The sequence below is a fragment of the Homoserinimonas sp. A520 genome (assembly GCF_054489245.1).
Genome location: NZ_JBTMWX010000001.1, coordinates 385,198 through 408,791, shown reverse-complemented (window position 1 = coordinate 408,791; position 23,594 = coordinate 385,198). Strand labels below are relative to the sequence as shown.

24 protein-coding genes and 3 tRNA genes are annotated in these 23,594 nt (G+C 64.7%); 12 read left to right on the top strand and 15 right to left on the bottom strand.

The features are described 5' to 3' along the window. Positions 1–69: 69 nt before the first annotated feature. From ACX3PH_RS02120 to ACX3PH_RS02105, 4 genes are all read right to left on the bottom strand, one after another. Positions 70–3,366: a PKD domain-containing protein gene (locus ACX3PH_RS02120; protein ID WP_459088891.1), complete on the bottom strand. Its 3,297-nt coding sequence runs from the start codon at positions 3,364–3,366 to the stop codon at positions 70–72. 117 nt (positions 3,367–3,483) lie between these two features. Beyond that, entirely contained in the window at positions 3,484–4,170 is a 687-nt protein-coding gene (locus tag ACX3PH_RS02115) for a hypothetical protein (protein WP_459088889.1), read from the bottom strand. 74 nt (positions 4,171–4,244) lie between these two features. After that, positions 4,245–5,018, bottom strand: coding sequence for a CDP-alcohol phosphatidyltransferase family protein (locus ACX3PH_RS02110; protein WP_459088887.1), 774 nt, complete (start codon positions 5,016–5,018; stop codon positions 4,245–4,247). A 23-nt stretch (positions 5,019–5,041) separates the two neighbouring features. Next, complete coding sequence (locus tag ACX3PH_RS02105; RefSeq protein ID WP_459088885.1) at positions 5,042–6,205, bottom strand: DUF1972 domain-containing protein; 1,164 nt, start codon at positions 6,203–6,205, stop codon at positions 5,042–5,044. A gap of 78 nt (positions 6,206–6,283) precedes the next feature. On the opposite strand from ACX3PH_RS02105, the gene ACX3PH_RS02100 reads away from it, so the two are divergent. Continuing rightward, entirely contained in the window at positions 6,284–7,345 is a 1,062-nt protein-coding gene (locus ACX3PH_RS02100) for a glycosyltransferase family 4 protein (RefSeq protein WP_459088883.1), read from the top strand. Here ACX3PH_RS02100 and ACX3PH_RS02095 read toward each other — a convergent pair. From ACX3PH_RS02095 to ACX3PH_RS02075, 5 genes are all read right to left on the bottom strand, one after another. Further along, a complete protein-coding gene (locus ACX3PH_RS02095; protein ID WP_459088881.1) occupies positions 7,342–7,737 on the bottom strand; it encodes a thioredoxin family protein in 396 nt (131 codons plus the stop codon). The genes ACX3PH_RS02100 and ACX3PH_RS02095 overlap by 4 nt on opposite strands. Before the next feature lie 77 nt (positions 7,738–7,814). Then, entirely contained in the window at positions 7,815–8,345 is a 531-nt protein-coding gene (locus tag ACX3PH_RS02090; RefSeq protein ID WP_459088879.1) for a DUF488 domain-containing protein, read from the bottom strand. Positions 8,346–8,373: 28 nt separating this feature from the next. After that, a complete protein-coding gene (locus tag ACX3PH_RS02085) occupies positions 8,374–12,087 on the bottom strand; it encodes an SCO7613 C-terminal domain-containing membrane protein (protein ID WP_459088877.1) in 3,714 nt (1,237 codons plus the stop codon). Beyond that, positions 12,084–12,332 carry a helix-turn-helix domain-containing protein gene (locus tag ACX3PH_RS02080; RefSeq protein ID WP_459088875.1) on the bottom strand — a complete coding sequence of 83 codons (249 nt, stop codon included), beginning with the start codon at positions 12,330–12,332 and terminating at the stop codon, positions 12,084–12,086. The genes ACX3PH_RS02085 and ACX3PH_RS02080 overlap by 4 nt, the downstream gene beginning before the upstream one ends. Then, the gene (locus tag ACX3PH_RS02075; RefSeq protein WP_459088873.1) at positions 12,332–12,808 is read right to left on the bottom strand and encodes a DUF2975 domain-containing protein; all 477 of its coding nucleotides are present in this window, start codon (positions 12,806–12,808) and stop codon (positions 12,332–12,334) included. Before ACX3PH_RS02075 ends, ACX3PH_RS02080 begins: the two co-directional genes overlap by 1 nt. Before the next feature lie 193 nt (positions 12,809–13,001). Here ACX3PH_RS02075 and ACX3PH_RS02070 point away from each other — a divergent pair, with 193 nt between their 5' ends. Further along, positions 13,002–13,250, top strand: coding sequence for a hypothetical protein (locus ACX3PH_RS02070; RefSeq protein WP_459088871.1), 249 nt, complete (start codon positions 13,002–13,004; stop codon positions 13,248–13,250). Between the two features lie 146 nt (positions 13,251–13,396). Here the strand turns inward: ACX3PH_RS02070 and ACX3PH_RS02065 are convergent, their stop codons facing one another. Continuing rightward, complete coding sequence (locus ACX3PH_RS02065; protein ID WP_459088869.1) at positions 13,397–13,873, bottom strand: hypothetical protein; 477 nt, start codon at positions 13,871–13,873, stop codon at positions 13,397–13,399. 84 nt (positions 13,874–13,957) lie between these two features. Between ACX3PH_RS02065 and ACX3PH_RS02060 the strand changes: the two genes are divergently transcribed. Next, a complete protein-coding gene (locus ACX3PH_RS02060; protein WP_459088867.1) occupies positions 13,958–14,668 on the top strand; it encodes a PD-(D/E)XK nuclease domain-containing protein in 711 nt (236 codons plus the stop codon). A 53-nt stretch (positions 14,669–14,721) separates the two neighbouring features. Here the strand turns inward: ACX3PH_RS02060 and ACX3PH_RS02055 are convergent, their stop codons facing one another. Continuing rightward, the gene (locus ACX3PH_RS02055; RefSeq protein WP_459088865.1) at positions 14,722–14,958 is read right to left on the bottom strand and encodes a hypothetical protein; all 237 of its coding nucleotides are present in this window, start codon (positions 14,956–14,958) and stop codon (positions 14,722–14,724) included. Between the two features lie 214 nt (positions 14,959–15,172). On the opposite strand from ACX3PH_RS02055, the gene ACX3PH_RS02050 reads away from it, so the two are divergent. The 6 genes from ACX3PH_RS02050 (at position 15,173) to ACX3PH_RS02025 (ending at position 19,126) form a co-directional block, all read left to right on the top strand. Then, on the top strand, positions 15,173–15,844 hold the full coding sequence (locus tag ACX3PH_RS02050) for a winged helix-turn-helix transcriptional regulator (protein ID WP_459088863.1): 672 nt from the start codon (positions 15,173–15,175) through the stop codon (positions 15,842–15,844). Continuing rightward, a complete protein-coding gene (locus ACX3PH_RS02045) occupies positions 15,841–16,443 on the top strand; it encodes a dihydrofolate reductase family protein (protein WP_459088861.1) in 603 nt (200 codons plus the stop codon). The genes ACX3PH_RS02050 and ACX3PH_RS02045 overlap by 4 nt, the downstream gene beginning before the upstream one ends. Then, positions 16,440–17,186, top strand: coding sequence for a formylglycine-generating enzyme family protein (locus ACX3PH_RS02040; RefSeq protein WP_459088859.1), 747 nt, complete (start codon positions 16,440–16,442; stop codon positions 17,184–17,186). The genes ACX3PH_RS02045 and ACX3PH_RS02040 overlap by 4 nt, the downstream gene beginning before the upstream one ends. Continuing rightward, the gene (locus tag ACX3PH_RS02035; RefSeq protein WP_459088857.1) at positions 17,168–18,160 is read left to right on the top strand and encodes a sigma-70 family RNA polymerase sigma factor; all 993 of its coding nucleotides are present in this window, start codon (positions 17,168–17,170) and stop codon (positions 18,158–18,160) included. The genes ACX3PH_RS02040 and ACX3PH_RS02035 overlap by 19 nt, the downstream gene beginning before the upstream one ends. A gap of 84 nt (positions 18,161–18,244) precedes the next feature. Further along, positions 18,245–18,793 carry a dihydrofolate reductase family protein gene (locus tag ACX3PH_RS02030; RefSeq protein WP_459088855.1) on the top strand — a complete coding sequence of 183 codons (549 nt, stop codon included), beginning with the start codon at positions 18,245–18,247 and terminating at the stop codon, positions 18,791–18,793. 30 nt (positions 18,794–18,823) lie between these two features. Beyond that, a complete protein-coding gene (locus ACX3PH_RS02025; RefSeq protein WP_459088853.1) occupies positions 18,824–19,126 on the top strand; it encodes a DUF4287 domain-containing protein in 303 nt (100 codons plus the stop codon). Between the two features lie 381 nt (positions 19,127–19,507). Here ACX3PH_RS02025 and ACX3PH_RS02020 read toward each other — a convergent pair whose 3' ends face one another. Then, complete coding sequence (locus ACX3PH_RS02020) at positions 19,508–19,927, bottom strand: rRNA adenine N-6-methyltransferase family protein (RefSeq protein ID WP_459088851.1); 420 nt, start codon at positions 19,925–19,927, stop codon at positions 19,508–19,510. A 137-nt stretch (positions 19,928–20,064) separates the two neighbouring features. Here ACX3PH_RS02020 and ACX3PH_RS02015 point away from each other — a divergent pair, with 137 nt between their 5' ends. Further along, complete coding sequence (locus tag ACX3PH_RS02015) at positions 20,065–20,301, top strand: hypothetical protein (RefSeq protein ID WP_459088849.1); 237 nt, start codon at positions 20,065–20,067, stop codon at positions 20,299–20,301. 88 nt (positions 20,302–20,389) lie between these two features. On the opposite strand, the gene ACX3PH_RS02010 is transcribed toward ACX3PH_RS02015, so the two are convergent. From ACX3PH_RS02010 to ACX3PH_RS02000, 3 genes are all read right to left on the bottom strand, one after another. Next, a tRNA-Phe gene (locus ACX3PH_RS02010) sits at positions 20,390–20,462 on the bottom strand. A 75-nt stretch (positions 20,463–20,537) separates the two neighbouring features. Further along, positions 20,538–20,611: transfer RNA gene (locus tag ACX3PH_RS02005), tRNA-Asp, on the bottom strand. Between the two features lie 53 nt (positions 20,612–20,664). Continuing rightward, positions 20,665–20,737 (bottom strand) — tRNA-Glu (locus ACX3PH_RS02000). A 184-nt stretch (positions 20,738–20,921) separates the two neighbouring features. Between ACX3PH_RS02000 and ACX3PH_RS01995 the strand changes: the two genes are divergently transcribed. Both ACX3PH_RS01995 and ACX3PH_RS01990 read left to right on the top strand, forming a co-directional pair. Next, complete coding sequence (locus ACX3PH_RS01995) at positions 20,922–22,118, top strand: peptidoglycan DD-metalloendopeptidase family protein (protein WP_459088847.1); 1,197 nt, start codon at positions 20,922–20,924, stop codon at positions 22,116–22,118. Between the two features lie 140 nt (positions 22,119–22,258). Next, the gene (locus ACX3PH_RS01990; protein ID WP_459088845.1) at positions 22,259–23,545 is read left to right on the top strand and encodes a peptidoglycan DD-metalloendopeptidase family protein; all 1,287 of its coding nucleotides are present in this window, start codon (positions 22,259–22,261) and stop codon (positions 23,543–23,545) included. Positions 23,546–23,594 lie beyond the last annotated feature (49 nt).

Below are 23,594 nucleotides of genomic sequence, written 5' to 3'. Positions count from 1 at the left end.
CGGTGGAACGAAACTATAGACCTCATACCCCCCGAACGAGTGTCCCCCAAACGGGGGACAATCTGCGTCCTATTGCGCCGAAGTTGATGCGAAGTTGTCGTAGTTCACGGTGAGCGAAGAATTGGCGCTGCTTGAGAGGTACGTCTCGATTCCGATCGAGCCGGTCGTCTGCAGACTCGTGGTGGTGCTGGTCGCGTTGACGTGCCAGGCCGCTGGCTCTGCCGAGCCGGTCGCCCAGATCCGGGCTCGCAGCGTCGTCGGGTTCGTTCCCGTCACCTGAACACGCAGCTCCACCGACTGCCCGCCGGCGCAGCTCACTCCGGGAACGGTCGTGTTCGCCAGGACCGACGACGATCCCTGCAAGAGCTGGAGCCCACAGGATCCGTTCGATTGGAACAGCACTCGCGCCTGATAGAAATCGCCTCCCACCTGTCGTCCGACCACGCCGACTCGCGCGCCGCCGCCTGTCGTGGTCGCGTTGACGGACAGGCTGACCCGTGAGTCAGTCGAGGAGGCCGAGATTCCCGACAGCAGTTGCCGACGCGTGGTGCCGGGCGAATGGGTGGTTGTCCCGGCACTGCCATTGACCGCGGCGCCCGTCGTGGAGCCGGACCACGCACCGCCGACCGGAGCGGTGCCCCAGCCGTTCGCGACGGTCCGCGAGAACGCGTCACTGGCCAACTCGCCTCCCGGTGGCGGCGGGGGTGGAGGCGGTGGTGGAGGGGGCGGTGTCCCCGTCGAAACCGTGATGCTCCGCGTGGTGGTTGCCGTCGCACCGTCGTCGTCCGTCACCGTCAGGGTGACCGTGTAGGTGCCGGCAGCAGCGTACGTTCGGCTGGCGGTCTGCCCGGTGGCGGTACCTCCGTCCCCGAAGTTCCACGCGTACTGCGCGATCGTGCCATCCGGATCGCTCGACCCACTGCCGTTCACCGTCGCGGTCAGAGCGTTCGTCGAACTGGTGAAGTTCGCCACCGGTGGCTGGTTGGGAGGAGGCGTTCCCCCTCCTCCGGTCCGAAGCTGGTAGTGCTGGCTCACCTGGCCGGCCGAGAGTACGGTCTTGTAGATCGCGACTTCATCGAGGTCACCGGTGAAGTTCTGGTTGCCGGCCGGAGTCGTGTCGCCGCCGAGCTTCCAGTATCCCCAGAAGCCGCGACCGTAATCCGTCGAGCCACTGCTTGCGACCAGCGTGCCGTCCACGTAGAGGCGCATTCCGTCTTCGTTCAGGGTGCCGACGGCGTGGTGCCACTGGTTGTTGTTGTAGCCCGTTCCGCTCTGGAGCGTGCGCGTCTGGGTGTCGAAGACGCTCCAGTTCACGCGACCGCCGTTCAGGTAGAGCGAGCGATCCTGCAAACTCGATGACGAGTTCCCGGTAACGGATCCGCTGTTGCCGAATCCGAGAATCTTGCCGCTGGAGGTGGTGGTACGGAACCAGGCCTCGACGGTCATCGAGTCATCCGTCCAGGTCTGCTGGCTCGAGACCGCCCGTCCTGAGCTCGTGCCGTTGAAGCGGGATGCCGTGTTCGAGTCGCCGGCGATCGCGCCGCCGACTCCCCGAGAGACGCCGCTGCCTGCCGTCGCATTCACCTGGGCGTTCGTATTTGCCGTCTGGGTCACGTTCGCCGTGGGGCCGGCCCAATTGACGACCGTGGATCCGCTCCCCTCACTGAGCCGGTAGTAATGCGTGGGGTGGTCGGCGAAGACACCACGGGCGTACGGGCTGAGAGTTCCGCTCGATCCAGCGGATGCCGTGATGGTGTTCGACCACGCCACGTTCCCGAACGGGTCGGTCGCGCTCACCCGGTAGCTGTGACTGGAGCCGGGGGACAGCCCGCTGTCGACGAAGGTCAGCGTGGTCCGGTCCCAGAACTGAGACAGTGCGGTGGTCGTGTAGATCGGTGAGCCGGTGTTGCCGTCGCGGATCAGCCGATAGGTGAGCTGTTCGTTGTCACGGTCGTGGTTCGCCATCCAACTGAGCCGCACGGTGCCGCTGGAGTATGCATTGGCAGTGAGCGGCCAATTGCCGCCTGACGTCCGTGGGCCGTCGCTGTCCGGCGCGATCGATGAGACGGCGAACCGGGTCAGGCCCTGCTGGTTGACCCCGTTGACGTTGGTGAATTCGCCCCCGTAGACCACGTAGTTGCTGTTCGCGGCGACGGACCACGGACCCTGGTACTGCCCGGTGAAGTTGCCGGCATTGATGGTGGGAAAGAAGGCGAGCGGTCGCGGACTCGGCCTGCCGGACTGCGCGTTCGCCCGCACGACGCTGTACGGGCTCTTCGAGAAGGCGAGCGCCCGGTTGTTGGTCCACGGCTCTTGCTGCGGGAATCCGCCGACCCATTGGCATTGGTGGGCGTGGCCGGCGACGTAGACGCTGCTGCCGGAGGAGGCGATCGAATAGTGGTCGCCGCGGCAGTCCGCCACCCACTGCAGGTTCAGGCCAGACCAATCGATGCGGAAGGTGCCCTCCGTGTTTCCACCGGTACCGAAGATGTAGCCGGCTCCGTAGACACTGTCGGTGTCGGAGGACATCCCGAACACGGCGGAGTCGTTTCCGGCATTGCGGATGATCGAATTCGCCGGCATCGCGATGCTGGCGCCGTTCGTGGTGTTGACTGCCCCGAGGCCGTAGCCGGGGTTGCCGCTGCCGTTGAGGGTGGTGAAGCTTCCGCCGATGACCACCTTCGAGGCATCCGGTGATACCTCCATGCCATAGGCGCGACCGTTCGCCAATGCGGGCGCCCACGCCGTGGTCGCGCCGTTCGACGCGTTCGCGGCCGCGGCGCGGCCCGGGCGGGAAACCCCGGAAGCCGAACTGAAGTTGCCGGCGAAGTACGCGGTGGTTGCGCTCGCCGTGACGGCGAAGACCTCGCCATTGGCGGATGCTGCGAAGCTCGACACCACGTTTCCGGAGGCCGTGTCGAACGCGACAATGCGGTTGCGGGCTGACCCGTTCACCGTCGTGAACGCACCGACGACGTATACCCGGCTTCCGTCCGGCGAAGCATCGATTGCGCGAACCTGCCCGTTGAGCGTCGGAGCCCAACCGGTCAGTGCGCCGGTGCTGAGCCGATAGGACAGCAGATGCGTCCGCGCGACGGTTCCGGAACCGGCTGGCGAGCCGGCCGGCCGCGCGGTCGTGAAGTTGCCTCCGACGAACACCGTGTCACCGACGATCTCCTGATCCCAGACGACTCCATTGATCTGGGCGGTCGGCAACGCATCGGAGGTCACGGTGGCCGGTATCGCGGCGGACGGCGGCGACGAGTCGGCCGTGGCCGGCGTGGCCGCCATCAGCGAAGCGAGGAGGGTCACCGACGCGAGGATCGCCAGCGCGGGGAGGCGAACAGGGCGGTGCGACTTTTCCATTGGACTGCCTTCAGGGGGTAACGGCAGAGGTCCCTGGGTGGCTCGGGTTGGCGCAATGCTAACCCCCCGTTCGGGGGGTGTAAATACCTCGGCAGGACGAAAGTCGAAACTCGTTCGTTAACGGTCGATGAGGGTGGCGATATCGCCCTGGAAGACCAGAGGTTCCACGTCGACCGAATAGTCGACCATGATCGTCACGTTGCTCCGCTCATCCTGCGGAACTGTGAAGATGTAGACGCCGGTCGCGGTGGTTCCTGCACCGACCATGGCCGGTAGCGGTGAGCCGCCCGGCTCGCGAAGTTCGGGCGCCGGGGTGAGGTCGGCCCCGTAGTACGCGCTCACGACGGTGGTGCCCAGCGGGGCATCCGTCGACGCCGAATTGGCGATGGTCACCGTCACGCGCAGCGATGGTCCCGCCACTTCTCCGGGCCCCCGTGCCGTGCCGTCGACCGCTTCGACGCGGGCGATCTCCGCAGTGAGGCTCGGAGTGATCGGTGCTGGCTCGTCGATAGCGGCCGGCGGTTTGTCGGTGGGCGCTGCAGGGCCTTCAGTGGGCGGGGTCGACGGGGTGGGGGTCGCCGATGGCGACGGTGAGGCACTGGGCGAGATGCCAGGCGGCTGGCTCGGGGTTGAGGCGCCCGGCGCCGCTCCCAGTGCCGCGACAACCGCGATCACGGCGGCAATTGCAAGGAGCACGGGAATGGCGATTAGCAGGATGCGTCGCCGACGAGCGCTGAGCCCGGCCTGGGCAACAGCGTCGCGCGAGGCGTCCGCGTCGTGTGCGTCGGGCTTCGCGTCTGCCATTGCGGCTCCGTGCGTGATCGGGTATCGGGCTGCTTATCCTACTCGCGATGAGCGAAATGCGACCCCTCGTTTACTCAATGTGATCCAGCGATGTCGAGGGTGCGCAACTGGCGCCACCAGCGGATCAACACGCCGAACAGGATGACGGCGTTCGCAGCGAAGAGTAGGCCATAGATGATCACAAACCCGGTGCGCCAACCGAAGGTCAGGAAGGCCAGGCAGAGAACCGCATAATCGTTCGGAATTGCAACGATCGTCTGCAACCAACCTCCACCGCCGGACGGTTTGGCATAAGTCTCGCCGCGCTCCGAGGAGGCGAGCCTGCGCAGCTGGTCGGTGAGCATCATTCCGAAAAAGAACACCGAGGAAACAACGATGAAACCGAGTGGGATGAGCAGCACCGCATCTGGGCCGCCAGTACCGAAGCGGTAGAAGGAGACAAGGATGACCCCGTGGAACAGTACGTTCTTGAACGCGTCAACGATGTGGTCGAGCCACTCGCCTGACTTCGTACCCCCGCCGCGGAGGCGGGCGAGTTGACCGTCTGCGGAGTCGAGGGCGTAGCCGAGCAGCAACAGGAAAGTCACTAGGACTCCGAGCCACCAGGAAGGGTTCACCGCGGCAACCAGCGCCAGGGCGACGAAGGTCATCGTGGCACTCGCAGCGGTCACCTGATTGGGGGTTCGGCCGAGGAGGTATGCGCCGGCAGCAAGCCAGCGCCCGAAGCGGCGGTTCACCCAGCGCGAGTAAGGCGGAGCGCCGCGACCCGGTTTCTGCGCTATTGCCAGCTGCGCGACAGTGGAGCGGTAGCCGGGTGAATCTGCATTCGTGGAGCCTTCGGTGGCCATGGTTCACTGTACCGGAGCTGCCGTCAGATCGGGTTCGAGGATTTTGTCGCCCGGCGAAGGTGCCGGTGAATGCTGTAGCCGTCGGCCAGTCGCTCCGCGAGGTTCTCGTACCCGGCCGCGACCGCATCCCAGTCGTAAAGGAGCTGGGCTCGCCCCTGCATGTTTCGCCCCATCGTGAGGTGCTGAGTTGCGGAGTCTTCGGCTTCGTCGAGCAGGAGGCGCAGGGACTCAGCGTTCGTGAAGTAGCCCCCGTCGCTCCCGGCTACCTCCCTGTTGAAGCCGACGTCGTACGCGATCACGGAGGCTCCAGCACCCATGGCGCGCAGTAGCGACGGGTTGGTACCCCCGACTGAATGTCCGTGGAGATAGGTGAGGGAGTTCGAGTAGAGCTGATCGAGTAGGGCCTGATCCCAGACTCCGCCAAGCATCCGGATTCGGGGGTCGGATGCCGCGATGGCGTCGATCGATCGGGTGTAGGCGGCGGAGTACGGTGCACTCCCCACGACGACCAGTGGTAAATCACAGTCGCTCTTGTGATAGCCCTCGACAATTACCTCGACGTGGTTTTCCGGTTCGAATCGGGCGACGACCAAGTGATACTTGCCCGGTTCGAGACCGAGCCCGGAAACCAGGTCGGACCCGGGGTCTGTCAGGATCGTGGCCCCATAGGTCAACAGCTCGGTTGCAACGGCAAAGCGTTCGTAGTAGTAGTCGGCGATTCCCTGAGCATCCGCAATGAGCGCGTCGCCGTAGCGCACGGCCATCCTCTCGGCCGCGCGGTAGTATCGGCGACCCATCCGCCCCCATTTGCCGCGCTTCCATTCCAGACCATCGACGTGAACAGCGGTGGGTACGCCTCGGGCACGAAGGAGCGGCAGGAACGGGGCGTTGGCGGCGTTGAACACGAATGCGGCGTCCGGCCTGCCCCCGGTGATGGCGTGGCCGACAGAAAGTGCTGTGTGGCTGAGGGTTTCGGCGGCTTTGATCCTGATGGCGGGAAGATGCACCAGCCGCATGCCGAGGTAGCTTGCCGGCTTGTCGGCGTTTCCCCGGCAGTAGACGACGACCTGATGCCCGCGTGCTGCGAGCCGCTTGCCGATCTCCTCGATCGCGGTCTCGAATCCGCCGTACGCGGCCGGAACGCCCCGGGTGCCGATCATGGCGATGCGCAGCGGGGGAGTGGCCATGATTTCACTGTACGTCAGCCACCCAGTTGACGTGAAGGAAGGCTCGCTTCCGGGCCCGATCGACCATACGATGCAATCATGCGCGTGCTCTTCGACGGCTTCTGGTGGGTGCGGGGGCCGGTGTCGAACCGTCAGGTGCTGCGAGAGTTCATCTTCGCCTGGGCGAGAGAGTTCCCTGAAGATGAGGTGATCGTCGCCGTGCGGCGTCGCGATCGTGAGGTCGCGCGGGCAGAGCTGCCCGCAGCGGTCGCTGTTGTCGGAACGTGCCTGTCACCCCAGGGGATCAGCGCGATCGCCGAGTTGCCGTTCATTGCGAGGCGGATGCGTGCCGAGGTCACCGTCACGCACAACTTCACCCCGGCATTCGGCCGCGCGGCCGTCTTCGTTCACGACTACATGTTCCTCACCACACCCGAATGGTTCACGCGCAAGGAGCGCGCCTACTTCGCCCTCATGCCCCTTACCGCGAGGCGCGCGAACTGGCTGTTCACCTCATCGAAGAGCGAGGCCGCCCGCATCAGTCGACTGAGCCGCAGTCGCGCGGTGGTTCCCGTCGGCTTGGCGGTCGGAAGTGGGCTCACCGGTGCGAGCCCGCGCCGTCCAGCCGAACTCGAAGGCCTAAGCGACGGCTTCCTGCTGTGCGTCGGCCGCCTGAACGCCCGCAAGAACCTCGCCAACACGATCGAGGCCGCCCTTGCCTCCGGGCGGGTGACGGATGCCGCGCCCCTGGTGATTGTCGGGGAACCCCAGGGACGGAACGCGGTACTGCCGGACGGTGTGGCCGAGGCGGTCGAGCGTGGGGCCGTACGGTTTCTCGGCTTCATCGATGATGGTGAGCTCGCCTGGCTGTATGGCAACGCATCCGCCCTGCTGTTCCTGACCCGCGATGAAGGCTTCGGATTGCCGGCACTCGAGGCGCTGCACTTCGGTGCCCCCGTTGTGGTGAGTGACCTTCCGGTGTTCCGGGAGATCCTCGGGGACCGCGCGGCCTTCGCCGACCCCGCGAACGTGGTGGCGATCGCCGCCGCCATTCGCGCCGTGCCGCCGAGAATAGAAGCTGTCGACACCACCACGCTCGGCTATTCCTGGGAAGAGAGCGTGCGCCGGATGCGGGGTGCGATCACCGCATCCGCCGGTTAGCCGGCAGAGCCTTCCTTCGCAGCCTCGTTCCCGGCCTCCTGCTCGGCGATCTTGGCGTGCACCTCATCCATGTCGAGACCGCGCACGGCGTTGATGACCTCGTCGAGGGCGGGCCTCGGCAGGGCTCCCGGCTGGGCGAACACGAGCACGCCGTCCCGGAACGCCATCAGGGTCGGGATGGAGGTGATTCCCGCAGCACCGGCGAGGGCCTGCTCGGCTTCGGTGTCCACCTTCGCGAACGTGATGTCGGTGTTGCTGTCGCTGGCCTCTTCGTAGATGGGGCCGAACTGCTTGCAGGGGCCGCACCACTCCGCCCAGAAGTCGACGAGCGTGATGCCAGGCTCGGTGACGGTCTTCTCGAAAACGTCGGCAGTCAGGTCGATGGTGGGCATGCAATCCTCGTCTCTCGCTACGGTGTCCTCTCTACAACGTAGCCGGAGGGGCTGATCATTCCCGGGGCGGCATCCGGTCAGTCGCTGGGTTCCGGCGGGTAGGTGATTTGCGTGCCATCGACCTTCGCGAAACTCCTGAGCGTGTGGGGCTTCGCGGACTTCGCGGTCATGATGTCGAGCACTTCCACCCCGCGCACCACCAGTGCGTCACCGACGAGCGAGCGGTGGCAGCGCCAGGGCACGGCCTCCGCGCACATGATGACGGTCGGCTTCTTGTCGCCGAGCGCGAGCAGTTCGGCAAGGCCGGCCTGGAACGCATCCGTCTGCATGTAATCGGCGTAGCCGCGGAACGACGTGTTCTTCCAGGCGCCGTTGACGGAGTCCTTCGTGGTGTGCCGGAGCCCGCCGAGCGCCTCCAGCCGCTGGTAGGCGATGCCGTTCTCTGGAAGGCTTTCGCAAAGCTGGTCTTCACCGAACTGCGGGTTGTGGCGCGACTTCGCGATGGTGCGCACGTCGACCAGCTGTTCGACGCCGTGCGCCTTCAGCAGGTCCACGAATTCGTCAATCGGATGCGTGGAGTGCCCCACCGTGAAGATCCGCTCGGTCATGGCGCCACCATAGTCCCGCGGGGCGGTCTCAGTTCAGGTCGCGCAACCGTGCGGTGATGCTGTTCTCCTCCCCCGCTCGCCGCTCATAGGTGACGGCGATGATCAGGAGCACGGCTCCGACGACGGCGAGGGTGATCCACCACGGCATGGACTCGATTCCCCGGCCGATCTGCACCAGGAACACGAAGACGTTCTCGATGGGAAGCACGATGATGCCGATCAGGAATGGTGCCGCCAGCTTCCGACTTGACCCGATGAGGATGGCGACGAGCGCGATCACGATCACGAGGATCGCGCGCCAGGTCAGCGGGTCGGTGAAGGTGGCGACAATCGACGCGAGCATGGTGGTCACGATCCCTGGGCCGAGCAGCGGCCAGGAGCCGGTCCAGTCGGCCGGCCAGCTGTTCACCGTTCCGGCGCCGGAAGGTTGCCGCAGGGCCAATGCGCCAGCGGCCAGCAGGAAGAGCCCCAGCGGCAGCGAGAACCACTCGACCCGCAGGTCCCGCGGACTCCAGGCCACGATTGCGGTGACGAACGCGAGAGCGAACACGAACCACACCGGCGGCAGGCTGGTCGAGCGGATGCTGCGCCTCCTCGCAATCGCAACCACGGCAACGAGGAAGGCCAGCATGAGCGCCCACATCGTCCAGACGGTGAACCAGTCGCGCTCGATCGCCGTCCAGGTGGCCACAGCGACGTAGGCCATGGCCGGCGCGTACAGCCAGCGGGTGCGCGCCAGGCGGGAGCCCTCGGGCGCGATCGAGCGGATGGCGCGTGCTGCTACGGCTGCGGGTAGTGCCCCGGCCACGCCGATGGCGAAGCAGAGCAGCACGAGCGGCACTCCTCCGGTGTCAACCAGCTCGGCGCCGATGCCGAACCGCACTCCCTGCACCGCGCCGGCAGCTCCGGCTGCGATCGCCACGCTGAGGGTCGGCACCCGCAGGGCGCGCAGTGACTGTGCCCGAACGGAGGAGCCGCGGCCGAGCATGGTGCCGAGCGCGAGCAGCAACCAGGATGCGGCGACGAGGCCATAGCCTCGCCAGGCCGCCGACGCGAACTCGCCGGAACCGAACGCCGCCAGCACGACGAGAATCGGCGCAACGGCCACGATGAGCCCCGTCGCGAACAGCGGCACTGCCGGGGTGCCTCGCGCCGTGAGGATCAGGCCGATGACCACCGCGGCCAGGCTCGGCGGCAGCAGGTACGGTTCCAGCGCGTCGATCCCGGCGAGCGCCCACAGGCACCACAACGCCCCGGTGAAGGCGGATGCCGCTACCCACCACCCGTAGCGCCGCTTCGCCCAGAACGAGGTGGCTGCCGCACCGAACCCGAGGATGACCAGCACGATGAAGGTCGTCCCCAGTCCCGAGGCTTCGCGTACCAAGGCGAGCATCACCGCGATCGCACCGGTCAGCAGGGCGGAGGCTTCGATTGCGATTCGGGCAACCGTGGCATCCCGCTCCGGGATGTCGCGTCGCTGCAGCGCCGAGCGGATCACGCCGGTGTTCGGGAGTACCAGTGCGACGATGGCCGCGATCACCGGCAACGTCACGGGGGACCCGCTGCTCAGCAGCACCTGTGCTCCAAGGCACACGACGACGACGGCGAGCGACGGAACGAGGATGCCGGCGGCGATGGCGCGCAGCCCGACCCCGAGCCCGCTGCGCCGCGTGACGAGGAGGGTCAGCGCGAGCAGGAAGATGAGTCCGGTCGACAGCGCCGTCCATCCGCTGCGCTCGAACACCACCTGGATCACGCCGATCATGAACGGCACCGAGGTCACGACGAGGATCGCGTACCACGACGGGGGCCTCAGCCGGCGGATGAAGGTGGCCGCGATCGCGCCGACGGAGCCGAGCGACGTGGTGAGGCAGAGCATCGCGATCGTGCCCACGCCGAGCTGTCCGAGGGTTGTCGCGAACACGATCAGGGCGTAGGCGTAGCCAGCGCCGACGTGGAGGAAGCGCAGCTCGGCGGGCAGCGTCCGTGCGATGACGGCGATGGTTGCGATGATGGCGATGCCCGCCCAGACCATCGTCCAGCCGTCGACCCACGAGCTCACCGTGGCCAGCAGCACCGCGAAGTGCACACCGAGGATGAGCGGCAGCCGGTAGCTGAGGGCGGCAGAGCGGATGCGCGGCACCCCGACCAGCGAGGCGCTCGCTGCCACGGCGAGCCCCAGGGCGATGGCGATGCGCGACCACAGCGGAAGTAGGGGGGTGCAGGCAAGGGTCAGGCCGGCGAGGGCGGCGAACCAGACCGCGAGCGAGCCCGTCGCCTTCGCCAACGTGCCGCTTCCGGCATCCGCAGCCGGGCCGCTTCGCTTGGTGGCGACCGCGAAGGCGGCCAGCCCGGCCGCCATGGCGACCAGGCCAAGCACGATGGCAAGCACATCATCCGTCGGCATGACCTGGCTGGCACCGTTGGGGGAGCCGCTGAGGGCGCTCAGTACGGTGACTGCCCCGACCAGCACGGCAAGGAGCACCGGGGAGAGAACGCTCACTCCCGCAAGCGCGAACGCCCCAGCCAGGAACGGCCGCCGCTTCACACTGCGCACTTTCGGCACCAGCGTGCCGAGAACGACGAGCCCGGCGGCACCCGCGGCGGCCGTGACCGTGTGATACCACGCGCCGGCTCCGCTCGCTCCGAGGTCGAGGGCGTAGGGGAGGCAGACGAACGCGGCGACCCCGGCCCCACCGGTCGTGACGCTCCAGAAACCGCGAGCCAGCCCCTGCCGCGTCGCCAGCACGGCGAGGATCGCCACGCCGGCGAGCACGGCGGTGATGGCCAGCCAATACTCGGTGGTGTCCGGGAACTGGATGAACCACAGCTGGGCGATCACGATCACGATCGCAACGATCTGGAGGGTCGAGATCGCCACGCGTTCCGAACGGAGTCGTCCGTCGAACCGCACGGCCAGGGTGCCGATCGCCGCCATCAGGGCGAGCGCGGCGAACGCCGTACCGAGGTGCCCGATTGTCGCCGACAGTGTTGTGCCGCCCGCGTATCCCAGCATCGCCGGAACGAGGCCGAGCCCGAGCATGGAGATCCAGAGCCAGCTGCGGATGCGGGCCCGCATCGATACGGCGACCATCACCGCACAGCTGACGAGCGTTCCGATTGCGGCAAGCACCCAGGCGCTGAGGCCGGATGGGGAAAGCTCCGACACCGCATACACGTCGAGCGCGACGAAGACCATGCCGAGCCCGCCGACCGCTTCGGCCGAGAACTGCAGCTTGCGGCGGGCCAGCAGCCAGGCGCTGCCGAGGAAGAGGATCGTGATGAGCCCGACGGTCACGCTGCGGAGCACCCGATCGCTGAGCTCAGGGTTGAAGAAGGTGAAGACGATCGCGGCAACGGCGAACAGCCCGGCGCCGGCGACGGCAAGCACGGACTGCACTGTTGCGCTGGAGCGCTGCACGGTGGCGCTCGCCGGCTTCGCGCGGGCGGGTTGAGCGGACTGCCCAGAGACCACCTGTCGATTCGGCTTCGCCGCCACGGAGGGCGCGGTGGAGAGTTTGCGCACCCGGTCGACCACCGCCCGCCGCGCCATGAGCGCCTCAGCGGCTGCCTCGGACGCGGCCCAGAGCTCGACTGCCAACTCGTCGGTGAGGTGGGCCTCGCAGTTCCGACAGCGCCGGTCGAACAGGGCGTCGACCCCGCAGACCGGGCAGGAGGTGCTGTCCAGGAGGTGGCGAATCGCGACATCGCTCCAGGGCTGTACCCCTCGTGGTGTGCTCATGCCCCGGTCACCCCGCCACCGGCATCCGCTGCGTCGTCATCGTCAGGAACCCAGCTGAAGATGTCGCCGGGCTGGCACTCGAGAACCCGGCAGATCGCATCCAGCGTCGAGAATCGCACCGCTTTGGCCCGCCCGTTCTTGAGTACGGACACATTCGCGGGGGTGATGTCGATGGCGGCAGCGAAGTCGGCGACCGACATCTTCTTCTTGGCCAGTTCGACGTCGAGGTTGATCACGATCGGCATCAGACCACCTCGGAGAGGTCTTGTTCCAGCTGGGACGCCTGATGAAGTAGGCCGCGCAGCACGACGACCAGTAGTGCGAAGCCGGCGCCGAGCACCACGCCGAGGGCGCAGATCACGTTGACCGCCCCCGAAGCGACCCCTGCGGACTGCAGGATGATGAACGAGCCGAAAATGAGGATAGTCGCCACGATGACCAGATAGAGGATGCCGTTCACCCACTTGAACGCGTCCTCGCTGAAGATGATGGATGCTCCTGCCAGGGTCAGCAGTCGCCACACGCAGACGAGCGCAAGCTGCACGCAGAGCAGGAAGGCGACGGTGATCAGGATGCCCGGCAGCTGGAGGTAGGCGACCTCCGGGTTTCGCAACGCCATCTGCGCGGCGACGTCGGGAACCACGAACACCTGGCAGGCAAGCACGAGCACGATCATGACGACGATGAGTGCCTTGAGGGTGACGATCGCGGTGCGGTTCATCTCGTTCCTATCGTTTGTCGATATTCATCTATCGACAAACAATACACATAGTGCGAGACTACGGAACCGACCACCGGAAGTTTCGGGCCGATCGGCGCAGCATTCTCCATGCTCGTTCCGGCCCGTCAAGCCCCTGAATTTCTGCGTCAGAACCGGGTTCGATGGTGGAATTCGACCGCTCGAAGGGAGCGACATGACTGCAATAACGACTCAAACAGGAACCGGGCAGGTCCGTTCCGTTCCACCTGTGATCGAGGCGCTGTCCCCAACCGAATGGCGGGTGCGCACGACCGAGCTGCCGGAGGGTGACGGCAGGTCTGTGCTCGGAGTCGTTCAGTTGATTGGGGACACTTACGAGGTCATGCAGATCGGAGCACCGCTGACCCGTTACTACTTCGCGAGCCTCGAGGATGCTGTCGGATACCTCGACGGCGCCCGTTGATGGAGCGTTGCCGCGTACTAGCTCTTGGCTCCAAGGAAGGTGGGTGACCAGGTGCTTGACCGGCCGCTAGTTGCTCCTTCCCTTAGTCGTCAGCTCATCGACGGAGCCAACTCGGCTCTATTCATCGCAGTGTGGCTGGGTATCGTCTACGCCCAGGTCATGGTCGCCTTCAAAGCGACGAATGCCGCCGCACATTGTTCGCTGTCACTTGTTGTCTGGAACGCGCACGCAACCGAAAACGCGACCATGGCGGTGGTTGTGATTGCTGCGGCCGGCATGAGCGGGTACTTGGTGTGCGCAAGACGGAAAGATTGGGGCGCCGGCGCGCTGGTCGGGTCGATCATCCTTTGCGGGATACTCACCGCCCTTGTCGCGCTTCTGGCCTCAGTGTCCATTTCGATGTTGCTCTCGGAGCCGGTTTTCGGCGAAGAACCGTTGTCTGCACCATTGACGATCATCGTGAAATGGCTGACCGTGCTCCCCGGGCTGGCGGCCATAAACACTTTGGTTGTTTGCTGGGCGCTGCGTCGATCGAGCGCTCGTCCGTGGGGTGCGGCTTGGAGCGCCGGCCTCGTGCCCGCCGTCTGGTTCGCGCTGGCAATCGTGGTGTTTTTGACCGCCACCGCGGGCCTACTGCTAGAGCATTGTCCTCCCATCTTCATACCAAGGGTTATGCAGGTACCCTTTGGTATGGCTCGATCCTCGCCATGCATGACGCGCTGCTCCGGGACACCGCGCCGGAGAAGAAGCTAGACGAGCACCGGGATGGCACCATGTGGTCGACCGGGATCCAGGCGTATCTTCTCGAGCCCAGGAAGCCCTCCGCCTTCGCGGAAGGGGCCGCCAGCAACCCCGAGATATTCAGTCCCTGGCAGCATCCGTTCGAAAAGGTCCGCGAACGCATGGAAAAACAGCGCAGCATGCTGCTAGATGCATCGCCGTCTGAGTCCGCCGCCGAACTCGTTGCGTCCGATTTGGCCTCGGTTCTTCGGAGGCTACCGCACATGCTCCGCACGTTAAGCGAGCTGCGACCCGAGTGGCACATGCCTGACGAGATCCGGGACGAGCATGACTTGCAAGTCGTGGTCGGTGCTCTCCTGCGGACGCTCTTTGACGATGTACGTCCAGAAGACTACGTCCCCTCAAAAGGTGGACGCAACTCTCGTGTGGACTTTGTCATCCCCGAGGTTGGCGTCGTGATTGAAACGAAGATGATGAGGCCAGGCCTCAGCGCGTTGAAGGTCAGTGAAGAACTCTTGATTGACTCCGGGCGTTACCCCAACCATCCGGATTGCGATGCGATTATCGCCCTTGTCTACGATCCGAATCACCGCATCACCAACCCCAAGGGGCTAGAGCGCGATCTAACAATGCGAACGCAGTCAGGGTTGTCTTTTCAGTGCGTCATTATTAACTGAACGGCTTTCCTCGGCCGCCTTCTCCCCAGGTGGTGGGCGATTCCGTTGATCTGTTAGAGATCTCGCAGACGTTCACGCAACTCGGCTAAAACCTCGGGATCCACAAGTGTCCCCGCCATGCCAGCCAGGACATCGAAGGGCATGGACCGAGCCATACTGATCATGGGATTGCTTGCAATCTCCGGAACAAGTTCGTCGATAATCTCGCGAGACTCTGGGTCGTCGAGGAGCTCGCCCACTGTTGTCTGGTTGAGATCGAAGCGACCTTGGCTTTGATCAGGATCGAACATGGTGCCCTCCACGATTTGGAACAGAAACAGAACTTAAGCGGTGCTGAGGGACGAATATCGCGTTGGTGCGCTTTTGTGTTGAACCCGGTGCGCGACCTAGTGCGACCGAATCTAGCAGCAGGAGGATCGGCGACGCTGACGACCGCCCCTGGGGCTTGCCTGCATAGTACTTGCAAAAAACAAGTGACTACTTGTTTTCTGCTACTGTTCGGGCATGCGAAGTTATTCCGACGCCTGCGGGTTGGCTCGCGCGTTAGACCTCGTGGGGGAGCGGTGGGCCCTTCTCGTAATCCGCGAGCTGGTTGTGGGCTCGAAACGCTATACCGATCTCGTTGTTTCGCTGCCTGGCGTGAGCACTAACATCTTGAGCTCGAGGCTGTCTGAGCTGGAGCAGGCAGGAATCGTTGCGAGACGAAAGCTTCCCCCGCCCACGCCGGTGAGCGTGTACGAGCTAACTGCTTGGGGCAAGGAGTTGGAGCCTGCAATTCTGGCCCTTGGACGGTGGGGGGCGCGGACCACGCTCGATTTGTCGACACAGTCCTTAAGCCCGGCGTCCTTCGTCTTGTCCCTGAGGACGAACTTCTCAGGAACGTTGGCTGAAGGAGTTCAGGTGCGGTTCGGCACTCGGCTGGATGACCAGCGTTTCGTCGGCGTCATTGACCATTCTGGCTTTGCTATCGAGCAAGACCAGCAAGCGCCGGTAGATGTCGAAATCTCGGGCGACCCGAAGTCCCTCGCGGCCGTGTTCTATGCGGGCGCCTCGCTACAGGCTGCGGTTGATGCCGGGTCTCTGACTGTGTCGGGCGACCGCAAGGTGCTGCCGCAGATTGTCGGATGTTTTCCGCTCCCTGATAAGCCAACGCTCGAAGAAAGGATGCAACCTTGACCTCAGTAATAGTCGATATCTCCGTATCCCTCGATGGCTATGTGACAGCAGCCCACCCCGGTATCGAACACGGTTTGGGAGTCGGCGGCGAATGTCTTCATGCTTGGGCATCGTCAGCTGCGACGCCCGAAGATGTCGAGCTAATCGAGGCCGGTGTCGCAAGCACCGGCGCGGTACTCATGGGGAGGAAGACCTTCGACTTCGTTGACGGGCCGCACGGCTGGTCCGGCGACCTCGGTTACGGTGCGGAACGCGATCAAAGCGCGCCGCCACCGAATTTTGTGGTCACCCATGCCGTGCCGTCGACCGTGCGCCTGAGTGAGCGATTCACATTCGTGACTGACGGCATCCAGAGCGCTCTCGAACAAGCGCGAGCGTCTGCCGGAACGAAGGATGTCGTCATCATGGGAGGAGCCGACATCGCACTCCAATACCTTCAAAGCGGGCTTGTGGACGTCCTGTCGATCCACCTCGCGCCCACCATCCTGGGTGCGGGTACTCGCCTGTTCACGGAGGGCCAAGCCATCCCCATGGGACTCGAGCTCATGCAGTCGGTCACAACACCTGCCGCACAACATCTGACCTACCGGCTCAAATGAAGGACGTGGGGGTCGAGATGGTGCACCTTGACGGTGGTTCGGTCACTTTGCACGATGCCCGCCGTAAGATTCGGCGGGAAGTGGAACTCGATTCGTTTCAGATTGGCGTGCACTCCGTGACGCAGGCGCAACTTGCGCGGATCGCGGGGACCCCCGGGCACCCTTCACGGCGTCCGGTCGTTGACATCAGCTGGGTCGAGGCTGTGCGGGCGTGCAACGTCGCTTCGGAGCTGGATGGGCTGAGTCCGGCGTATCGGTTCGACGGGGACAGGGTGACGTGGACGTTGTCGGCCGACGGTTATCGACTGCCCACCGAGGCGGAGTGGGAGTTCGGATGCCGCGCGGGAACTGCTGGCCCCCACTACGGTTCGCTCGCTGAGATCGCATGGACGGATGCTGACAAGGTAGACAGTCCACAGGATGTCGGCGGCAAGCTGCCGAATTCCAATGGTCTGTACGACACGCTGGGTAACGTGTGGGAGTGGTGCTGGGATCTGCTCGATCCCGCCCGTTACGGGGACTACCGGGTGTTCCGCGGTGGCGGTTTCTCCGACGACGCATGGAACGTGCGGGCGTCTGTGCGTCGCGGGGGAGCCCCGGGGATGCACCATCATGATCTCGGCTTTCGCCTCGCGCGCGGCGGGTTCGCCGGCGATGGTGTGCAAGGGTGGTCGGCCGAGTCCGATCTCGAACGCGCTCGCGTCGTCGGAGCGCTGCCATCGGGATGGACGCCGTTGCGTTGACGGCTCCCCTTCCTTTCGAGGCGCAGGTCGATTCTTATCGCCGCGAGTTGATCGCCTACTGCTACCGCTATTTCGGATGCTACGGAGAGGCCGAGGACGCCGTGCAGGAGACGATGATGCGCGCGTGGCAGCGCGCCCACGAGTTCGAGGGACGGTCGTCGCTACGCACGTGGCTCTATGCGATCGCCACGAATATCTGCTTGGACATGAAGCGCGCGCCCCAGCGACGTTCACTGCCCACAGATTTCTCGCTCCCAGGTCATACGCGGAACGATCCTTCTTCGCTCACCACGCGTGCCGAAGCAACGTGGGTCGGTCCCATCGCGGACTCGTATCTGCCCTCAACGGCGGATCCCGCCGATGTGGCGGCGATGCGGGAGTCCATTCGCCTTGCGTTCGTCGCGACACTTCAGCTGCTTCCGCCTCGCCAGCGGGTCATCCTCATCCTGCGTGATGTGCTCGCGTGGTCTTCCCAGGAATGCGCCGACTTGTTGGAGGCCAGTGTTGCCGCGGTCAACTCGGCACTGGCCCGAGCCCGCGCGACGATGGTAAAGCGCGACCATGAGACGCACACGACACAGTTCGAGTATGACGAGCAGTTGCTCATGAACTACGTGGATGCGTTTGAGTCTTACGATGTGGATCGCCTGGTTGCGCTGCTTGCCGAGGATGCCGTGTTCACCATGCCTCCGTTCGAGCTGTGGCTGCGGGGTGCCGCCGAGATCGAGCGGTGGTGGCAGGGGCCAGGAGAGATCTGCCGTAACTCACGTACCATCCCCACCCGCGCCAACGGGCAACCGGCCGTAGCCGTCTATCACGACAGGGGCGGCGGCGTGTGGGAACCGTTTGCGATCCACCTAGTGGATTTCGTGGACGGCCGGATCGCGAGCATCACCCATTTCATGGGTCCAGCAGTCTTCGACGAGTTCGGTCTGCCATCTCACGTCACAGACGCGGTGGAGCTCGTGGCCTAATACTTTTCTGCCGCAGCGATCAGTTTGAGGCCCAGCCGTCGTCTACCCGATAAGAGCATTTCACTATCGAGGAGAGGCACCGCAATGAGCCGCAAGATCACCGCCCACCTGTTTCACTCTGTCAACGGGGTCGTGGAAAGCCCCAATCTCTGGCAGTTCGATGCATTCGGACCAGAGGAGGGGCAACTGATGGCAGAAGTGGTGACGCCGGTCACCGATGTCGTCATCGGTCGCAAGCTGTGGCAGGAATGGTACGAGTTTTGGCCACAGGCCGACGACCCCTTCGGGCAGTGGATAAATCCAGTACGCAAGCACGTCATTTCACAGACGCTGCCAGGCGACCTTCCCTGGAACAGCACCCGCATCACCGAGAGTCCAGTCGAGTACGTTCAGAACCTTCGCCAGCAGGACGGCGGCGACATCTCTATCGTCGGCGGCATCGACACCATCCGTTCGCTGTTCCTGGAAGGCCTCATCGACGAACTGACGTTGACCACGCACCCGGTAGTCACCAACGAGGGCAGGCGACTGTTCGACGACAGTGTCCCGTTGACGAGGCTGCGCCTCCTTCACGCCAATCAGACCGGTTCAGGAAACGCAATCCTGACCTACGGCCTGCGCCCCGCCGAATGATGATCATCCGCTAACAGGAAGGAACCCCACATGTCATTTCAGGCGTACCTCGACACGATCGAAGACAAGACCGGACTCACCCCGCGCGAGCTCCTCGATATCGCCAAGAGCCGTGGATTCGACGACCCGTCGATCAAGGCCGGCACCATTCTGGAGTGGCTCAAAGCCGATTATGGGCTCGGGCGTGGACACGGGATGGCGCTTGTTCACGTGATCAAGAAGGGTCCCCAGATCGACGCGAAGTTCGTTGGCACGACGGGAACCCACCGTGACGATTCCGACACGCTGTGGCTCGACGGCAAAGCGAGCAAAATGACGGAAGCACTCGCATAGTTGGGATGCCCGAAGTGCTGACGCCCTGACCGAGTGCACCTCCGTGATCCCGCGGAATGCTCTACCCCACGCCAAGACATGCCAAGGTGCTCCCATCGTTTGCGGAGGCACCTCGGCATGTGGGTTACTGAAGTGCGAGCACTACCGCAATCTCCTTCCATAGGGCAGCCCACTGGAGCGGAGCGACATCCCGCGGGAGGCACCTGGGGGCGACCTTCGCACGCGCCAGTGTCCCGGTCAGCGAGTCTACGGGGAGGCCAGTGGCGTGGCGAAGGATGTGCGTGAATGTTGCGCCGCGGCCGATGAAGACTCGCCGTACGAACGCTTCGTAAGGGCGGTGCTCAGCGTGCGGAACAAGGGGAGTGTCGCGACGGGTGATCTCTAATCACCGTCAACCGACGGGCGCGGGGTGAAGAAGTGCGCGGGCACCCGTTTCTTGAGTTCGACCTCGAACCACGGTGCTGCCTGCGCGGTCATCATCGTCCCGCCGCCCACTCCGGCGCGCTTGCGTGCGACTTCCCACTGCGTAAGAAGGACCGCCGATCGCCACGTGCCTGCCTGCAACAACCGCCGCAGTATCGGAGTGGTTATGTGGAACGGGATGTTTCCGACCACAATGGGTCGATCCAAGGGATAGCGAAGAGCATCTCCATGCTCGTCACGCACTGACGGCAGTGCGTGACGTAGGCGGCGGGCTCGGTGTTCGTCGAGTTCGATCGCTGTCACTTCGCGCCCAGGCGGGCCAGCGTGTGGGTGCTTTCGCGATCCTGACCCGGCTATGTGGTCGTTGTCCGTCTTCATGATCGCTCTGGGCGTTGGGTCAGCTGTGGTGGAGACGGCGGCTGCCGAGCAGCGTCGCGAGGCCGAGGGCGAGAAGTGCAGCAGCGATGCCGATCATTCCGCTGGTATCGGCTCCGGACACAGGGAGGGTCCCGCCGATGACGTCGGGCGTCTCAGGTGTTGCCGCGGTGTTCACTGTCCGCACCGAGGTGATCGGTCTGTCACACCGTCCAGCAGCAACGACCCTCGACAAAGCGGGGCTGTCGGCCACTGAGATCGCCGATTATCTCGGTCACGAAAACCCATCTATGACCCAAGACGTCTACATGAACACCATCAAGGGATCAAAGCGGGCTGCTGAAGTGATGGAGCAGCGGCTCAGCGGTCTGTTTTGAATGTGCGGGGTTTTTGCGGAGTCGCTGACTGAAAACTATTGCGGGAATGAAGAAACCCCCGCAAGTAGAAGCCTTACGAGGGTTTCAGTGGCTCCGACCGGCGTCGATCCGGTGACCTTTCGATTTTCAGTCGAACGCTCTACCAACTGAGCTACAGAGCCGTGGCGAGCTGCACACAGCAGTGCATCCGTCACTAGGAAAAATAACCCACCCTTTCGGATGGGTTACTCACCTTGCGACCCTGACCGGACTTGAACCGGCGACCTCCGCCGTGACAGGGCGGCGCGCTAACCAACTGCGCTACAGGGCCAAGCTATGAAGTTGAAAACAGTACTGCATGAAACATGTGGAACAGATGTTTCGTGACCCCAACGGGATTCGAACCCGTGCTGCCGCCGTGAAAGGGCGGTGTCCTAGGCCACTAAACGATGGGGCCGTGAAGTCAACAACCTTCGTAGCTACCGAAAGAAAAGCATACGGGTGAGATGCCGATTCACCAAACCGGCGAACGACGGATATCCACCACACCGGTCCCAGCGCTTTCGGCGGATGGCGCATCCGGTTAGCCTTCAAGGTGCAGTTGAATGTAGAAGTCACAGATTCGGGGAACTATGACGCACGTGCCACATCGCCTGGGTCGCGTCTGGGCTCTCCTTGCGATCGTCGCGCTTGCGGTGACAGGCACCATTCTGGGGCCGACCCAGCCCGCGTCGGCCGCCGACTACCCGAGCTGGAGCGAAGTCCAGAACGCGCGCAACAACGAGGCCGCCAAGAAGGCGCAGGTCGCGCAGTTGGAGGCCCTGCTCAGGCAACTGGAGGTCAAGGTCGCCGAGACTGAGGCGGTCGCCATGGAGAAGGGGCAGATCTACTACGACGCCCAACTCGCTTACGACACCGCGGCGTACAAGGCGGGGCAGCTGCAGGCGCAGGCCGATGAGGCGCAGGTCGTCGCCGACGAGTCCATCCGCAAGGCAGGCCAGATGGTCGCCCGCGCCCAGCGTGCCGGTGGGCAGGACATCTCCGTTCAGCTGTTCTTCGATGAAGCCGGCAATAAGGATCTGCTCTCCCAACTGGGGATGGCGTCGAAGGTCAGCCAGCAGTCATCCGGAATCTTCATCAGGGCCAAGCGCGACCAGAACACCGCGCAGTCGCTGACCGACCAGGCGAACGTCGCCAAAGAGGCGCTCCAGGTGCTGGCCGACGCGGCTCAGGCCGCCATGGCTGAGGCGCAGGCGGCAGCGGATGCCGCGGCAGCGGCCCTGCAGGAACAAGAGGAACACCAGGTCACCCTGAAGATGCAGCTGGCGCTGCTGGTGGAGAACAGGATCGCGACCGAGGCTGAGTATAAGAAGGGTGTCGAGGTCAGGTGGGGTGCCGGTGCTGGTGCCGCCGGCCCGATCAGCGACTCCGGCTGGACTCGCCCGGCATCCGGTAGCGCGCCAGCGAACTCGTTCGGCCCACGCGTGCCGCCGGTCCCCGGCGCGTCGTCGCAGCACGCCGGCGTTGACATCGGCGCTGCCTGCAACGCCGGGATCTACGCCGCGCATGCCGGCACCGTGACCTACGCGGGATACAACGGCGGCTACGGCTACTTCATCGAGATCAACCACGGCAACGGGATCACCTCCAGGTACGGGCACATCGTGGCCGGCGGGCTCCGCGTGCACAACGGCCAGTCGGTCGGGCCGGGCATGCTGATCGCCCTGGTGGGTTCGACCGGAACCTCGAGCGGATGCCACCTGCACTTCGAGATCCGCCTCGGCGGCGACCCGGTCAACCCCGTCTACTACCTGCGCAACCAGGGCGTGAATATCTGACCCATCGCACGGGTTGCCGGCATTTTGTCCCCCGTTAAGGGGGAAAGACTGGCTATTTTCGTCCCCCTGTTGTTAGTGTGACGTTTGTTAACAGTGTTACGAACGTGACTTAGAGGGTCACAACACAGGGGGAAGCACGCGTGGGGGAGAAGATGGCGCAAGGTCGTGGCCGGTCGAGGGGGGTCCTCGCGGCGCTAGCGATCATCGCCATGGTGTTCGGCGGAGCCGTCGTCGGGCAGTCGTCGGACGCCGCCTGGGCAGCCAACTATCCCAGCTGGAACGATGTGCAGAACGCCCGTGCCAGCGAGTCCGCCAAGAAGGCACAGATCGCCCAGCTCATGGCGCTGTTGCAACAACTTGAAGCGAATGTTGCCGCCACTCAGGCCGAGTCGGAACGCAAGGGCCAGGAGTACTACGACGCCCAGGCCGCCTTCGACAAGGCGGCATACAAGGCCGAACTCCTGCAGCAGCAGGCCGACGAGGCCCAGGCAACTGCCGACGAGTCCATCCGCCAGGCAGGCCAGATCGCAGCGCGTGTGCAGCGGGCCAGCGGGCAGGACCTCTCAGTTCAACTCTTCTTCGGGGACGACAGCGAGTCCGACCTGCTCTCCAACCTCGGGATGGCCAGCAAGGTCAACGAGCAGTCGAGCGGCATCTACGCCAAGGCCAAGCGTGACCAGAACTCCGCCCAGTCGCTGACCGACGAGGCGAACGTCGCCAAGGAAGCCCTCAAGGAGCTGGCCGCGGCGGCCGAAGCTGCCATGATCGAGGCCCAGAAGGCGGCGGATGCCGCTGCCGCAGCCCTCGAGGAGCAGGCCGGCAACCAGGAGCGACTTGAGGCACAGCTGGCGTCGCTGGTGGAGAACCGCGTCGTCACCGAGCAGCAGTACGCCGTCGGCGCCGAGATCAGGCGGCAGGCCGAGATTGCGCGGCTCGCCGAAATCGCGCGACTGGCCGAGATCGAACGCAAGAAGCAGGAAGCGGCAGCCGGCAACGGTGGCGGGGGCGGCACAAGCTCCAGCGGCTGGGCCAGGCCGTCCTGGGGCTATGCGTCCAGCTCCTACGGACCGCGCGTCCCCCCGACCAGCGGCGCCTCGTCGTACCACTACGGCACCGACTTCGGCGCCGGCTGCGGCAGCGCGATCATGGCAGCATCCGCCGGACGGGTGATCTACGCGGGCTCCAACGGCGGCTTCGGCAACTTCGTGAAGATCGACCACGGCGGCGGTCTCACCACCAGCTACGCGCACATCCAGAACGGCGGAATCCGGGTCGGCCACGGCCAGCACGTGTCGGCCGGTCAGGTCATCGCACTGACCGGTTCAACCGGAATCTCCACCGGATGCCACCTGCACTTCGAGGTGCGGCAGTGGGGTACGGCCACCAACCCGGTCGACTTCCTGCGGGCCAGGGGCGTCGGCATCTAGCCCACCCGGCTCGTTCACTTCAGACTTGTCGCCAGCCCGGTTGGCCGCA